Source organism: Nitratidesulfovibrio sp., from assembly GCF_040373385.1.
Classification (GTDB): Bacteria; Desulfobacterota; Desulfovibrionia; order Desulfovibrionales; family Desulfovibrionaceae; genus Cupidesulfovibrio.
Genome location: NZ_JBDXXH010000004.1, coordinates 434053 through 448754, shown reverse-complemented (window position 1 = coordinate 448754; position 14702 = coordinate 434053). Strand labels below are relative to the sequence as shown.

Below are 14702 nucleotides of genomic sequence, written 5' to 3'. Positions count from 1 at the left end.
TGCCACGGGGGGCGCCGCACGGCGCCCCCCGTTCGTGTTTTCGGCCTGGCCTGAACGCAGCGCCCCTTCCCTCCATCAGGTTTTTCCCTGCCCTCCGCCCAAGACCGACGCCCCGGCACGCTCCGCGCACGAGTACGCCGCAACTACCTGTCACAGTACGCCAAACGTCATTCGCCACTGCGCACGACCATACCGAGCATCCGAATCACGCCCAACGCACGCCCCGTGACCGACGCAAAACCGCTTGGCAGCCGCCACGCTTCCGGCTAGCCTGTGGCATGGCCCCCTATGGGGGCGGGCGCCGGACCACAGGCGCGCCCCACCCTTCAGCGTATGCCCGCATGCCCGGCGCACCTAAACAACCGCCGGAATGTGTCGATAAGTCCCGCAAGAGATACATCGTTTCCGGGAGTACCCCATGCGTTTCAAGAGCATCTCCACGCAGATCACCGTCCTTACCGGCGGGCTGGTCGTCTTCTTCATGTGCGCGTTCGTGTTCATTGCGTCCAAAACCGCCTATGACGGCACCCTGCGGAGCGAAACCGCCAACATGGCCCAGGTGGGGCAGCAGATCGAAAAGGTGGCGGAAGATTTCGTCACCAGCAACCTCACCGCCGTGCGCGGGCTGACCCAGCAGAAGGCGCTGGCCAGCGGGGTGCTGTACGGCAGCGCGAGCCTGGTCATGAAGGACCAGTTGCAGCAGACCCTGAAGGGCAACCCGCACTATGCAGCCATCTACGCGTTCGACGCCGCAGGCAAGGTGCTCTACGGGTATACCGAGGACGGGCAGGACATTTCCGGCAAGCCGCTGGACATGCCAGACGTGCTCGCCGCCACCGCCGCAGGCAAGGAATTCATTGGCACTACGCCGTTCAAGGGGTCCAAGGGGGATGTGCTGTTCACCATGGCGGCCCCAGTGCTCAATGTCATGGGTCAGTCGGGCGGTGGTATCGCGCTCACTCTCAACTGGAGCAGCTTCAGTGCCCGTTTCGTGGAAAGCGTGAAGTTCGGCGAGCACGGCTACCCCTTCTTGCTTGACGGCAGCGGTCGGTTCCTCTCGCACCCCAGCAAGGCCCTGTTGCTGACCGATGCGAGCAAGTACGACTTCACCCGCGCAGTCCTGGCGCAGCAGACGACGCAGATAGAATACCCGTGGGAGGGCAAGACGAAAATTCTTGTCAGCCGCACCATGCCCATAACGGGCTGGAAAATATGTTCTTCCGCGTACGAGGATGACCTGGCCGCAGTAGCGCGCCAGCAGCGCATGCTGCTGGCGGTGACCGGGTTGGTGGCCATCGTGGCCCTTACCGGCTCCATCGTGCTGCTCACCCGGCGTCTCATTCTCGGTCCCATGAACCGCATTCGCCTGTTCGCCGGGCAGGTGGCCCAGGGCGACCTGCGCGCCGTCATGGACGGCACCTACCGCTTCGAACTGGATGAACTGGCCACCTCCATCCGGACCATGGTGGCCGACCTGAAGGAAAAGCTGGGCTTCTCGCAGAGTGTGCTGGAGGCCATGGTGGTGCCCGTGCTGATCGTGGACCGCGAGGAACGCACGGTGTTCACCAACAAGGCCTGCATGGACATGCTGGAAATCGACACCGATCCCAAGGCGCAGTATGGCCGCACCCTGGCCGAGGTGTTCTACAACGAACCCGGCCGCAAGACCGCCGTAGGCCGCGCCATGAACGAGAAGACCAGCATCAAGAACCTGGAGGTGATCATCACCGGCCACAAGGGCGGCAAGGTGGACGTGCTGGCCAACGTCACCTACCTGCAAGACCTGGACGGCAACATCATCGGCGGCTTCTGCCTGTACATCGACACCACCGAGATGAAGCGCCAGGCCGCCATCATCGCCCAGCAGAACGAACGCATCGCCCGCGCCTCGGCAGAGGCGGACGAGGTTGCCTCGCAACTGGCCGCCGCATCGGAACAGCTTTCGGCGCAAATCGAACAGTCCGCACGCGGCTCGGACATCCAGCGCGAACGTACCGCCGAGGCGGCCACCGCCATGGAACAGATGAACGCCAGCGTGCTCGAGGTGGCCCGCAATGCAGGCGGCGCCGCCGAAATGGCCGAAAAGGCCAAGACCCGCGCCCAGGATGGGGCCGAGGTGGTGGACGGCTCGGTGCGCACCATCCAGCATGCCCACGACCTGGCATCGCACCTCAAGGCCGACATGGCCGAACTGGGCACCCAGGCCCAGGGCATCGGCCAGGTCTTGAACGTCATCGCCGACATCGCCGACCAGACCAACCTGCTGGCCCTGAACGCCGCCATCGAGGCTGCGCGAGCCGGTGACGCCGGGCGCGGCTTTGCCGTGGTGGCCGATGAAGTGCGCAAGCTGGCCGAAAAGACCATGACCGCCACCAACGAGGTGGGCAGCGCCATCCGGGGCATTCAGGAAAGCGCGCGCAAGAACATCGACAACACCGAAAAGGCCACCGCCGCCATCGAGGAAGGCACGGGCATGGCCCGCCGCTCGGGAGATGTGCTGCGCGAGATAGTGGGCCTTGTGGAAAGCACCGCCGACCAGGTGCGGTCCATCGCCACGGCGTCGGAACAGCAGTCCGCCGCCAGCGAGGAAATCAACCGCTCCACCGACGAGATAACCCGTATCGCCGCAGAAACGGCGGAAGCCATGCGCCATTCGTCGCAGGCGGTGGAAGACGTCTCGCGGCTGGCATCGGACCTCAAGCGGGTCATTGGCGACATGCGCAGCTAGGGGCTGTCTCCAAATTGTCTTTTCGCCCGTTGGCTGACCGACCCGAAGGGCGCGAAGCGTGCCCGTTGGGCGAGCTTGCGAGCCCTACGGGCATCGTGCGCAACGCGGTCAAACTTCGCCTGCCATGTCGGTCGAATACGAGAAGAGTATACTCCCTCATGGCAGGCTAGTTTTCCTTGCCAACGAACGAAAATCCTAATTGGGAGACAGCCCCTAGAGAACGCAGGGGCACTGCACCATCTCGCCGCTTCGCAGGCACCGCAAACATACAGGGGGAGGAACCATGAGGTTCCTCCCCCTTCGTCATGTCGCAGACAACAGGCGGTGCCCGCCCGACTTACGGCACAAACGCCGTAACGGCCACTGGCGCACCAGTGCCGCCGCACAGCCCCAGCGGGGCCAGCAGCACATGCGCCCCGGTGGCGGGCAGCCCGTCAAGCGCGGCCAGGCACTCCACCACCACGGCCCCTGCGGCCAGGGCCGCGCGATTGCACAGGAACTCCCCGTCGTCCGGGGCATCCACGCCGTGCGTATCGATGCCGATTCCCCCCGCGCCGCGCTCGTGCACCAGCAGGCGCACCCCATCGGGCGTGAACGAGGGAAACTGCATGGGCGGCGCGGCGCCCGGCCCGGCGCGCAGCGCGCCCCACTGCACGCCCATGAACCGGTCCGGGTCGGACCACAGGCGATGCCAGCCGGTGTTGCACACGAACAGGCAACCACGCGGAACGCGGCCATGGGCAGATTCCCAGGCCAGTATGTCGTCCGGGGTGCAGCACGCGCCGGGGTCCACCGCCGCCTTGCCGCACAGGTCCAGCACGGCCAGCGGCAGCAGCAGCGGCCACGGTGCCGCCGCGCGTACGTCCGCCCCGCCGGGCAGGAAGGACAGCGGCGCGTTGACATGGGTGCCGCTGTGCTCGCCCATGGCGAAGGCGCGCAGGTCGTAGCCGTCCTCTTCGCGGCTGGCCACGTCCAGAAAGGTTACCGGCGGGTCGCCGGGCCAACGCGGCATGCCGCTGCCGATGGGGTGCGCAAGGTCCGCCAGGCGGGCAAAGCTCAGCATACGGGGCATGCCCCCCCCTCATCCGGCCCGGTGCCTTGCACCGCCGTGCCCTTCTCCGGCGTTTCTCGCCGCACAGTGCCGTTGCGGTGCCCGCGCACGTCGCGCGGACCCAGCATCTTGGCCGGGTCCATCAGGTCGTCGTATTCCTCGGGCCGCATCAGGCCGCGTTCAACCAGCAGGTCACGCGGGGTGCGGCCGGTGGCGCGGGCGTCCTTGACCACGCTGGCCGCCGCCTCGTAGCCGATGACCGGGGCCAGCGCCGTGACCATGCCCAGCGAGCCGTGCAGCAGTTCCAGGCAACGCTCACGGTTGGCGGTGATGCCCTCCACGCAGCGCACCCGAAGGATACGCGCCGCACGCGTCAGGATTTCCAGCGACTGGAACAGGTTGCAGGCCATGATGGGGCCAAATACGTTCAGTTCCAGTTGCCCTGCCTCTGCCGCCAGGGTCACGGTAAGATCGTTGCCGATGACCTGCTGGCAGACCTGGTTGACCAGTTCCGGAATCACCGGGTTGACCTTGCCGGGCATGATGCTGGACCCCGGCTGCACGGCGGGCAGGGATATTTCGCCAAGGCCCGTGAACGGCCCGGACGAGAGCAGGCGCAGGTCGTTGCAGATCTTGGAAAGCTTCACCGCCACGCGCTTGAGCAGCCCCGAAAGGGTAACGTAGGCCCCGGCGTCGCTGGTGGCCTCCACCAGATTGGGCGACAGCGAAAGCGCCAGCCCGGTGATGTCCGCCAATCGGTCGCAGACCAGGGCCGCGTAGCCGGGCACGGTGTTGATGCCCGTGCCCACTGCCGTGGCGCCGATGTTCACCTCGCACAGCAGGCGGGCCACCTCGATCAGGCGCTCGGTATCCTCGCCCACGGTCACCCCGTAGGCCGCGAATTCAGCGCCCAGGGTGATGGGCACGGCGTCCTGCAACTGGGTGCGGGCCATCTTGATGACGTCGGCGAAGGCCTCGCCCTTGGCGTGGAAGGCGTCGCGCAGTTCGCGCAGCGAGGTGCCCAGGTCGCGCGCATACCACACCAGTGCGATGCGCAAGGCCGTGGGATACACGTCGTTGGTGGACTGCGAGAGGTTGACGTGGTTCAGCGGACTGACCACGCCGTATTCGCCGCGCGCCCGGCCCATCAGCTCCAGTGCGCGATTGGCGATGACCTCGTTGGCGTTCATGTTCACCGAGGTGCCCGCACCGCCCTGGATGATGTCCACCACGAACTGCTCGTCAAAGCGGCCCTCGCGCACCTCGCGGCAGGCCTGCACGATGGCCCGGCCCACATCAGCGTCCAGCAGGCCCAGTTCCATGTTGGCCAGGGCGGCGGCCTTCTTCACCGATGCCAGCGCCTGCACGAAGAGCGGGTGGCGGCCGATGGTCAGCCCGGTAACGTCGAAATTCTCCAGCGCCCGCAGGGTCTGCACGCCGTAGTAGGCGTGGACGGGTACCTTGCGCTCACCAAGACTGTCGCGCTCGATGCGGTATTCCATGGGAGATGCTGTCCTTGCTGCCGGAATGTCGTGATGTGGGTGCCGTACCTGGCGGCCCGTGCCGCCGGTGCTGCCCGTGCTGCCCGTGTTGCCCATGCTACTAATGACGCTGATGACGCCAATGACGCCCGGCATGTCCACCATGCCCGGCATGCCCATCATGCCCGGCATGTCCACCATGCCCGGCATGCCCATCATATCGGACACGCACGGTTGCACCATACCACCCTTGGGGCCGCCCGCCTATGGGCAGCCCCGCCACGTGAAAGCGCCCCGCCACCCGTAAAGGGGTGCGGGGCGCTGCCGGTGCGTTTCCGCCCGTGGTGCCGCAAGCCTTGCAGGCTACTTGGGCAGCACGGTGGCCTTCTTGATGACCACGGGGGTGGTGGGAACGTTCTCGAACGAACCCACGGTGGCGGTACGCACCGCCTTGATCTTGTCCACCACGTCGGTGCCTTCGATCACCTTGCCGAACACGGCGTAGCCCCACCCTTGCATGGTGGGCGCGCGGTGGTCGAGGAAGGCGTTGTCCTTCACGTTGATGAAGAACTGGGCGGTGGCGGAATGCGGGGCCATGGTGCGGGCCATGGCCAGGGTGTACTTTTCGTTGCGCAGGCCGTTGTTGGCCTCGTTCTCGACAGGTTCGCGGGTGGGCTTTTCGTGCATCTTCTCGTCGTAGCCGCCACCCTGGATCATGAAACCGTCGATGACGCGGTGGAAGATGGTGCCATCGTAGTGGCCCGCCGCGACGTATTCGCGAAAGTTGGCGGCGGTCTTGGGGGCCTTTTCGTCATCCAGTTCGATGACGATGTCGCCCATGCTCGTTTCCAGCTTGATCACCGTGTGTCCCCTCTGTGCCGAAGCCGCCATGGCGGTTCCGTGACCTGCGAACGCGAAAAGGGCCGTAAGCGCGGCCAGCAGCAACCAACGCATGCTTTGCTCCGGGAATGTGAAAGTTGGATGGGCGAACCGCCCGTGCCGGTGCCATTACCAGAAGCACCACCGCAGGGCAATCGGCATGGCATACCAATGGGCGGCGGGGCGGCCTCAGGTTACATGCCGCAAACACCTTGCAGCCATCATCCTTGTGGCCACGCTAGATGCCGTAGCATGACGGGCGACGAGGCCTTACACCCACTGTTCTCTTTTCTTCAGGAGGATGACCACACTTGAGGATTTTCGTTCTTCGGCAAGGAAGATTCGCCTTTTGTGAAGGGAGCGTACTTTTCTCGTACGTGACCGGAGCAAAAGGCGAATCTGACGCAGCCGAAGGGCGAAAGGCCCAAGTGTGGCATACTCCTTACTCAAACGTCAGCTTGTCCAGCCTAACCCCGATGGCCACATGCTGCCCGTCCTTCAGGTCGCCCGAGATCAGGCGGCGGGCCAGCGGGGTTTCCACGTTGGTTTGCAGGTAGCGCCGCAGGGGCCGCGCACCGTACACCGGGTCGTAGGCCGATTCGGCGATGAAGTCGCGCGCCGCATCGGTAAGTTCCAGGGTGATCTTGCGCTCGGCCAGCCGCCCCCGCAGCCTGCCCAGCAACAGTTCCACGATGCGTCCGATCTGCTCGGGCAGCAGCGGGCGAAACATGACGATCTCGTCCACCCGGTTCAGGAACTCGGGGCGGAAGTGACGACGCATCTCGTCCATCACCCTGTCGCGCACGCCGGGGCGGAATTCCCCGCCTTCGGTAATGCCGTCCAGCAGGTGCGACGACCCGATGTTGGAGGTCATGATGATGATGGTGTTCTTGAAGTCCACCGTGCGGCCATGGCTGTCGGTAAGCCGCCCGTCGTCCAGGATTTGCAGCAGCACGTTGAACACGTCGGCGTGGGCCTTTTCTATCTCGTCGAACAGTACCACGCTGTACGGCTTGCGGCGCACCGCCTCGGTCAGTTGCCCGCCCTCGTCGTAACCCACGTAGCCGGGGGGCGCCCCGATGAGCCGGGCCACCGCGTGCTTCTCCATGTACTCGCTCATGTCGATGCGCACGATGTTGTCCTCGCTGTCGAACAGCGATTCCGCCAGCGTCTTGCACAGCTCGGTCTTGCCCACGCCCGTGGGGCCAAGGAAGATGAACGACCCGATGGGCCGCCCAGGGTCGGACAGCCCGGCCCGGGCGCGCAGCACGGCTTCGGCGACGGCCTGCACGGCCTCGTCCTGCCCCACCACGCGCTCGTGCAGCACATCGCCCAGGCGCAGCAGCTTCTCGCGCTCCGACTCCAGCAGCCGGGTGACCGGAATGCCCGTCCAGCGGGCCACGATTTCGGCCACGTCGTCGGGGCGCACCTCTTCCTTCAGCAGGCGGTTCTCGTCGTCGCCATGCTCGGCGGCGGCCAGCTTGCGCTCAAGCTCCAGCAGCTTGGAATACTTCAGTTCCGCAGCACGGTTGAGGTCGTAGTTGCGTTCCGCCTCGTCGATGGCCAGGCGGGTGCGCTCGATATCTTCCTTGATGGTGCGCACGGCGTCGATGGAGCCCTTTTCACGTTCCCACTGGGCCAGCAGGGTGGCCTGGCGGGCGCGCAGGTCGGCCAGTTCGTTCTCCAGCTTTTCCAGCCGCTCGCGCGAGGCGGCGTCGCTCTCGCGGCGCAGGGCTTCGCGCTCGATCTCGAGTTGCATGACCTTGCGGTTCACCTCGTCCAGTTCGGCGGGCAGCGAGTCTATTTCGGTGCGGATCAGCGCGGCGGCCTCGTCGATGAGGTCGATGGCCTTGTCCGGCAACTGGCGGTCGGTGATGTAGCGGTGCGACAGGGTCACCGCCTCGACGATGGCCGAATCGCTGATGCGCACCCCGTGGTGCACCTCGAATCGTTCACGCAGGCCGCGCAGGATGGATATGGTGTCCTCCACCGTGGGTTCGTCCACCACCACCGGCTGAAAGCGGCGTTCCAGCGCCGGGTCCTTCTCGATGTACTTGCGGTACTCGTCCAGGGTGGTGGCGCCGATGCAGTGCAACTCGCCGCGCGCCAGCATGGGTTTCAGCAGGTTGCCAGCATCCATGGCCCCGTCGGACTTGCCCGCGCCCACGATGGTGTGCAGTTCGTCGATGAACATCAGGATGCGGCCCTCGGCCTTTTCCACTTCCTTCAGCACGGCCTTCAACCGTTCCTCGAACTCGCCCCGGTACTTGGCCCCGGCGATAAGCGCGCCCATGTCCAGCGCGAACAGGCTGCGGTTCTTCAGGCCCTCCGGCACGTCGCCCTTCAGGATGCGGTGGGCGAGGCCCTCGACGATGGCCGTCTTGCCCACGCCCGCCTCGCCGATGAGCACGGGGTTGTTCTTGGTACGCCGCGACAGGATGCGCACCACGCGGCGGATCTCCGCATCGCGCCCGATGACCGGGTCCAGCTTGCCCTTGCGGGCTTCTTCCACCAGGTCGCGCCCGTACTTCTGGAGCGCCTCGTAGGTGTCCTCCGGGTTCTGCGAGGTGACGCGCTGCGCGCCGCGCACGTCTTCCAGCACGGCCAGCAGCTTGTCCTGCGTCAGGCCGAACTCGCGGGCAACCCGGCCCATGTCGGTGGAGGCGGGTTCTTCCAGAAAGGCGCAGATGAGGTGCTCGACGCTGACGTATTCGTCCTTGAGCCGCTTGGCAAAGTCCTGCGCGCGCACCAGGGCCTGGTTCAGGCGCTGGGTGACGTAGATCTGCCCCTGGCCCGCTCCGGGGCCGCTGACCGCCGGGCGCTTCTGCAATGCCGCCTCGAGGGCGGCGGCAAAGGCATCGGGCTTGTAGCCCGCCCGTTCCAGCAGGCGCGGCACCAGCCCCTGTTCCTGACGGACCAGGGCAAGCGCGGCGTGCTCCACGTCCACCTGCTGGTGCCCAAGGCGCACGGCGGTAGACTGGGCCTCTGCGATGGCCTGCTGCGATTTTTCGGTAAACTTGTTGATGTCCATGGCGTCCTTTCCCCCTTGCCCGGCGGGGCCGGGCCAAGAATGCGGTGGGCTGCCTGCGCCCCCGGAAGTTTCCGGGGGCGGCGCGCCCGTGGCGGAAAATCTGTTGCTGCCCGGTGCGGATGCTCCGCTGCCGGGCCGCGCACTCATCTGGTCATGACGCTATCTGGTCATGACGCTATCGTTGCGCTTCCAGTTCGCGCACCCTGCGTTCCAGCCGGTCGATGCGGTCCAGCAGGTCCACCACGATGGAGCCGCCAAGGCTGTTCAGTTCGAAGTCGGCGCAGATGCGTTCCAGCTTGCGGGTGCGGTACACGTCCACCCGGCGGAACAGGTAGCCTTCGCCCGCCGTGCGGCGCGGCTCCAGCCAGCCCAGTTCGATCAGTTCGCCCAGGCGGCTGGGGTGCACGCCGGACACCTGAAGGAATTCCGCCCAGGCGATGAATTCCGAGCGGGTGGGCAGTTCACCGCCCTGCGCAAGGCCGTGCCCCCGGTCATATCCAGGTTCGTTGCCGTCATCGGGGTACATGTGGTGTCACCTCCGGATGCAAGTCGTGTCGGCGGGGTTCCGCATCAATTCCGGTCTTCCTGTCCGCTAGTCGCGCGCCCGGAACGCCGAGGTCCGGGCCAGTTCTTCCCACAGTTCCCGTTCGCGCGGGGTGGCCTCGCCCGGCGTGCGGATGCCGATGCGCACGTACTGGTCGCCGCGTGCCGCGCCCGTGCCCAGCCCCTTGCCGCGCAGCCGCAGCTTGCGCCCGCTGCATGCGCCGGGGGCCACGGTAACGTCCACCTCGCCGTCCAGCGTGGGCACGCGCACCGTGGCGCCCAACGCCGCTTCCCACGGGGCCAGTTGCAGGTCGTAGATCACGTTGTCGCCATCCAGGGTAAACTGCGGGTGGGGAGCCATGCGCACCTTCAGGTACAGGTCGCCCGCCGGGCCGCCGCCCATGCCGGGGTCGCCCTGACCGGCAAGGCGGATGCGCCCCCCTTCGCGCACGCCGGAGGGAATGTTCACTTCCAGCGTCTTGGTGCTGCCGCCCGCCTCGCGCAGGGTCACGGCCTTGCGCCCGCCCCGGTAGGCTTCTTCCAGCGCCAGCGAGAATTCTGCCTCCACGTCGCGGCCGCGCCGCTGCCGCGCGGAAAAATTGCCGAACGGGTCCGGCCCAAAGCCGCCCTGACCTCCCGGCCCGCGCGCCCGCGCCCCGCCGCCGCCGAACAGCGTCTCGAAGAAGTCGCTGAATCCGCCGCCTTCAAAGCCGCGCCCGCCGCCAAAGTCGAAGCGCATGTTCTCGAAGCCGGGCGCACCCTGAAACTGCTGTCCATGCTGCCAGTTGGGGCCGAGCTGATCGTAGAGCCGACGCTTCTCGTCGTCCTTGAGCACCTCGTAGGCTTCGTTGATTTCCTTGAAGCGCTCTTCCGCGTTCTTGTCGCCGGGGTTCAGGTCCGGGTGATACTTGCGGGCAAGCTTCTTGTAGGCCTTCGAGATGTCGTCGCGCGGGGCGAAACGCTCCACGCCCAGCAATTTGTAATAGTCCTTGTATTCGACTGCCATCTCGTATAGCTCTCCTTTATTGTCCAGGTGGCTGCAAACCTGCTGCCATTGTAGGATAATCCGACGCGCCCCGGTGTCAAGCGCCTTGCGTCAAAAGACCGACAGACAATGCGCCTGTTGTCTGCCGGATGTCCTGCCGGATGCCCTGCCGGATGCCCTGCCGGATGTCCTGCCGTATGCCCTGCCGGATGTCCTGCCGTATGTCCTGCCGGATGCGCCCCCGACTGGCGACCAGACGTCCCGCCGGGGCACCCGTCATGCCGCCCGCGCATGGCCCCGGCACGGCTGCCGTGCCCCTCGACGATCACGGGCCGTTGCGCTACAGACGCCGAACGGGACCGTGTCTCCACGCCCCCGCCCCTGCATACCCCCAAACCGGCCCAGCCACCGTCACCGCATGTCCGCATCCCGCCCCGCCGCATCCGCTGGCCTGAAGAGCCTGCCCGTGCTGATGTACCACTACGTCAGCCGCAGAAAGAATTCCATCGCCGTCCACCCGGACACCTTCGAGGCCCACTGCCGGGCCATGCGCCGCGCCGGGTGGACCGGCATCGGCCTGGCCGAAGCAGAGGACTACCTGCTGGGCGAAGCCCCGCTGCCGCCGCGCAGCGCGCTGATCACCTTTGACGACGGGTTTCTGGACAACTATGTCTACGCCTGGCCCATCCTGAAGAAATACGGGCACAAGGGTGTCATCTTTGCCGTGGCGGGCAAGCTGGAACAGGGCGCGCCCCGGCCCACGCTTGACGACGTGCGCGCGGGACGCATCCGCGAAGACGGGCTGCCCCGCGTGGATGCCCCCTACGTGCGACACCAACTGGGCTTTGACGAACGCAAGGACCTGTTCTGCAACTGGGACGAGGCCCGGCTGATGGAGGCCGACGGCACCATGGCCGTGGCCGCCCATTCCCACTGGCACCACGCCGTGTTCGCCAAGCCGGAATACACGGGTTTTCACGCGCCCGGCCATCGCTCGCGCACCTTCGACCGGGTGGACTTTGCCGTGCCGTGGGGGCTGCCCGCCTTTCCCCAGCGCCCCGCCCTGCTGCGCCGTGCCTTCGTGCCAGACCCGCAACTGGTGGACGCCATCCGCGCGCTGGTTCCGCAGGACAAGGCCGGGGCCTACGCCTTTTTCCAGGATTCCGGCAAGGTACACGAACTTGAAGCGTTGGTTGAAACCTTTGCCGCCACGCCGTCCGGCCTTGGCCAGCCGGAATCCGACGCCGACCGCACCGCCCGCATGACCCGCGAACTGACCGCCTGCGCCGCCACCCTGGCCGACGAACTGGGGCACCCCGTGCGCTCGCTGTGCTGGCCGTGGGGCGCCTATTGCGACGAGGCCCGCGACATCGCGCGGACCCAGGGTTTTTCCGTGTTCTTCGCCACCACCATGGGACCCAACCCGCCCGGCTGTGCCGCCCACGTGCACCGCTTCAAGGCCAAGGACAAGCCCGGCTCGTGGCTGCTGCTGCGCCTTTTCCTGTACTCTCGCCCCTGGCTGGCCGGGCTGTACGCGAAGATGCGGTTGTAGGCACAGCAAGGTCAGGCGCGGAGCGCTGCGACACGGCCCCCGCAGACAATGACGCAGCAGCTTGCCGCCCGCCTCACACCGGACCCACCGCAACACCGATCCCCGTCCCGATTTCAAGCCCGGTCACCGAACATATTGCAGGTCCGATTGCAAGACCTGCTTAAACAGTGCGGTGGCAAATCCCCTGCATGCCGTTCAGGTGCCCCCCTCCCGGAGTGCCGCGCCGTCTCCGTGTCAACGCCTCGATTTTTTGCCGACACGGGGCATGACACGTTTACATTCTCATTACATTCCATTAACATAGAACCAGCCCAGATAACACCCGAAAGGCTGAGCCGCAATCAATGCCCGATGCCAGCACCCGCGGCACCGGGCATACTTGCGCCCGCAGACCGTCTGGGGAAACACCACGTCACAACAGTACATCAGGGGGGGGCATGCTCTTGTCCTTGCGCCTGTGGAACCCACAGGCAAAAGAATCTCGGCAGTGCACGCGCAGCCATGCCGCGCGTGCCGCGGCGGCGCTACTCTTTCTGGCGTCGCTTGCACTGGCCGCACCATTGCGAGCCGCCAACTCGGGCGGCAGTGTAACCGGCCCCGTCGCGGACTTCACGAATCCCGGTTACATCGGCTCCGTTAGTTACGATTATCATTATGCCACGGGAGGGGACGTCACTATCGACTCAGGCGTTTCCGGCCCCGTAATCGGCGGCTTCAGCGTGGGCGGCCATGCCTTGGACAACCTGGTGACAATAACTGGCGGCACACATGCAGGCGAAGGAATATACGGCGGATACACCCAAACCGAATACGCCTACCAAAACATTGTAACCATTACTGGCGGCACGATACACACCGACGTCTTTGGTGGATATTCCAGGGATCACGACGCTACCGACAACACCCTGCGCATCTTCGACAGCCCCGACCTGAGCCTTGCCAACCTTATCGGCGGGCACTCCGCAGCCGGTTCGGACGACCGCACCGGCAACACGCTGGAAATCCACACCCTGAACCTTCAGGCAGCTTCCATCGAAAATTTCCAGCACTTCCGGTTCTATCTGCCAGAGACGGTCCGGGCTGGCGACACGGTGCTTACTGTTACCCAAGGCGTGAATATCAGCACGCCCTCCAGCGGCCCTTCCACCGCCCCCACCACCGTGGGGGTGGGCATCATGGGCAGCGGAACCCCGCTGGCCGTCAATGACACCGTTACCCTTATCCAAGCTCCCAGCCTCACCGCCGATGCGGGCATGACCAACAACGTCACGGGCATGGCGGGCATTTCCAGCCTTTACACCTTCAGCCTGGAAACAACCTCCAACAGTCTGGTGGCCCGGGTGACCAGCGCCGGGCAGACCGACGAAGGCGTGCGCAAATCCCCGTCCGAAGGCAAGGCGGCCAGCATCGCCCTTGTGACGCAAGGCGCGGATCTTGCGGCCGGGCCCGGCATGGGCAACGCGCGCGCGGCTGCCGTCCTTGGCGCGGACAACATGGCGCAGGCAGGCTGGGCTGGCTTCGGCGCCACGTCGGGCACAACCTCTCGCTATGCGACCGGCTCTCATGTGGACATGCAGAGCTTCGCCCTCATGACCGGTCTGGCCAAGCGCCTGCCCGTGAGCGGCGCGGACCTGCTTGTGGGGGCGTTCTTCGAAACAAGCGTCGGCGCCTACGACAGCCACAACGAAACGGCGGCGGGCGACAGCATCACGGCCCGGGGCGACAGCCGTTCCGCTGGCGGCGGCCTGCTGGGCCGGGTGGAAGCCACCGAAGGCATGGCGCGCGGGCTGTACGCCGAGGCAACGGTGCGCGCGGGCAGGCTCAGTTCCGACTACAGGAGCGACGACCTGAACCCCATGTTGGGAGAGGCCGAATACGACATCAACGTCGCCTACTACGGCGCGCATGCGGGACTCGGGTACATATGGAACATCAGCGAGCAGGCCTGGCTTGACCTGTACGGCAAGTACTTCTGGACGCACACCACGGGGGCGGACGTGCGCATACTGGGCGACCCGGTAACATTCGACGACATTGATTCGTACCGCACACGCCTTGGGGCGCGCTTTGGCTACGCGCTGAACAAGTGCATCACGCCATACACCGGCGCGGCATGGGAATACGAATTCGACGGCACGGCGCACAGCGTGGTGGCCGGAGTTGACGCACCCGCGCCAACCCTGAAGGGCGGCACGGGCGTGGGCGAAGCGGGCATCATATGGAAGCCCCTGCCGGACAGCGGCTTTTCGCTTGATCTGGGCGCACAGGGCTATACCGGCGTGCGCGAGGGCGTGGGGGGCAATCTGTCGCTGATGTACGAGTTCTGATGCCCCCTGATATCCGGCCTGGCTGCGGCATGGCGACTGCCCGCTTATCGCTGCAACGAAGCGTGGCCGGAATTTCGCCCCAAGCTGCTGCATGCGGGCGATGATTGTTACGACTAACGTTGTAT

At 65.9% G+C, this 14702-nt stretch carries 9 protein-coding genes; 3 read left to right on the top strand and 6 right to left on the bottom strand.

The genetic code is table 11. The features are described 5' to 3' along the window. The first annotated feature begins 418 nt into the window (after positions 1 to 418). Positions 419 to 2728 carry a methyl-accepting chemotaxis protein gene (locus ABWO17_RS10110; RefSeq protein ID WP_353118129.1) on the top strand — a complete coding sequence of 770 codons (2310 nt, stop codon included), beginning with the start codon at positions 419 to 421 and terminating at the stop codon, positions 2726 to 2728. Between the two features lie 337 nt (positions 2729 to 3065). On the opposite strand, the gene ABWO17_RS10105 is transcribed toward ABWO17_RS10110, so the two are convergent. The 6 genes from ABWO17_RS10105 to ABWO17_RS10080 all read right to left on the bottom strand — a co-directional run bounded on the left by ABWO17_RS10105 (position 3066) and on the right by ABWO17_RS10080 (position 10719). After that, positions 3066 to 3800 (bottom strand): cyclase family protein, encoded by a 735-nt coding sequence (locus tag ABWO17_RS10105; RefSeq protein WP_353118127.1) that lies wholly within the window; start codon positions 3798 to 3800, stop codon positions 3066 to 3068. Next, positions 3785 to 5281, bottom strand: a complete 1497-nt coding sequence (locus ABWO17_RS10100) for an aspartate ammonia-lyase (RefSeq protein WP_353118234.1) — start codon at positions 5279 to 5281, stop codon at positions 3785 to 3787. The genes ABWO17_RS10105 and ABWO17_RS10100 overlap by 16 nt, the downstream gene beginning before the upstream one ends. A 342-nt stretch (positions 5282 to 5623) precedes the next feature. Continuing rightward, positions 5624 to 6214, bottom strand: a complete 591-nt coding sequence (locus ABWO17_RS10095; RefSeq protein WP_502914903.1) for a peptidylprolyl isomerase — start codon at positions 6212 to 6214, stop codon at positions 5624 to 5626. 367 nt (positions 6215 to 6581) lie between these two features. Beyond that, positions 6582 to 9170 (bottom strand): ATP-dependent chaperone ClpB, encoded by a 2589-nt coding sequence (clpB, locus tag ABWO17_RS10090; protein WP_353118125.1) that lies wholly within the window; start codon positions 9168 to 9170, stop codon positions 6582 to 6584. Between the two features lie 175 nt (positions 9171 to 9345). Then, entirely contained in the window at positions 9346 to 9696 is a 351-nt protein-coding gene (locus tag ABWO17_RS10085) for a chaperone modulator CbpM (protein WP_353118123.1), read from the bottom strand. 66 nt (positions 9697 to 9762) lie between these two features. Next, complete coding sequence (locus tag ABWO17_RS10080) at positions 9763 to 10719, bottom strand: DnaJ C-terminal domain-containing protein (protein ID WP_353118121.1); 957 nt, start codon at positions 10717 to 10719, stop codon at positions 9763 to 9765. 397 nt (positions 10720 to 11116) lie between these two features. On the opposite strand from ABWO17_RS10080, the gene ABWO17_RS10075 reads away from it, so the two are divergent. Both ABWO17_RS10075 and ABWO17_RS10070 read left to right on the top strand, forming a co-directional pair. Beyond that, positions 11117 to 12250, top strand: coding sequence for a polysaccharide deacetylase family protein (locus ABWO17_RS10075; RefSeq protein ID WP_353118119.1), 1134 nt, complete (start codon positions 11117 to 11119; stop codon positions 12248 to 12250). Positions 12251 to 12996: 746 nt separating this feature from the next. Continuing rightward, the gene (locus ABWO17_RS10070; protein WP_353118118.1) at positions 12997 to 14577 is read left to right on the top strand and encodes an autotransporter outer membrane beta-barrel domain-containing protein; all 1581 of its coding nucleotides are present in this window, start codon (positions 12997 to 12999) and stop codon (positions 14575 to 14577) included. Positions 14578 to 14702 lie beyond the last annotated feature (125 nt).

What these genes read in the sequence shown, in the direction of transcription:
- ABWO17_RS10110 (WP_353118129.1), top strand. Translation starts at nt 419, where the DNA reads ATGCGTTTCAAGAGCATCTCCACGCAGATCACCGTCCTTACCGGCGGG.
- ABWO17_RS10105 (WP_353118127.1), bottom strand. Translation starts at nt 3,800, where the DNA reads ATGCCCCGTATGCTGAGCTTTGCCCGCCTGGCGGACCTTGCGCACCCC.
- ABWO17_RS10100 (WP_353118234.1), bottom strand. Translation starts at nt 5,281, where the DNA reads ATGGAATACCGCATCGAGCGCGACAGTCTTGGTGAGCGCAAGGTACCC.
- ABWO17_RS10095 (WP_502914903.1), bottom strand. Translation starts at nt 6,214, where the DNA reads ATGCGTTGGTTGCTGCTGGCCGCGCTTACGGCCCTTTTCGCGTTCGCA.
- clpB (WP_353118125.1), bottom strand. Translation starts at nt 9,170, where the DNA reads ATGGACATCAACAAGTTTACCGAAAAATCGCAGCAGGCCATCGCAGAG.
- ABWO17_RS10085 (WP_353118123.1), bottom strand. Translation starts at nt 9,696, where the DNA reads ATGTACCCCGATGACGGCAACGAACCTGGATATGACCGGGGGCACGGC.
- ABWO17_RS10080 (WP_353118121.1), bottom strand. Translation starts at nt 10,719, where the DNA reads ATGGCAGTCGAATACAAGGACTATTACAAATTGCTGGGCGTGGAGCGT.
- ABWO17_RS10075 (WP_353118119.1), top strand. Translation starts at nt 11,117, where the DNA reads ATGTCCGCATCCCGCCCCGCCGCATCCGCTGGCCTGAAGAGCCTGCCC.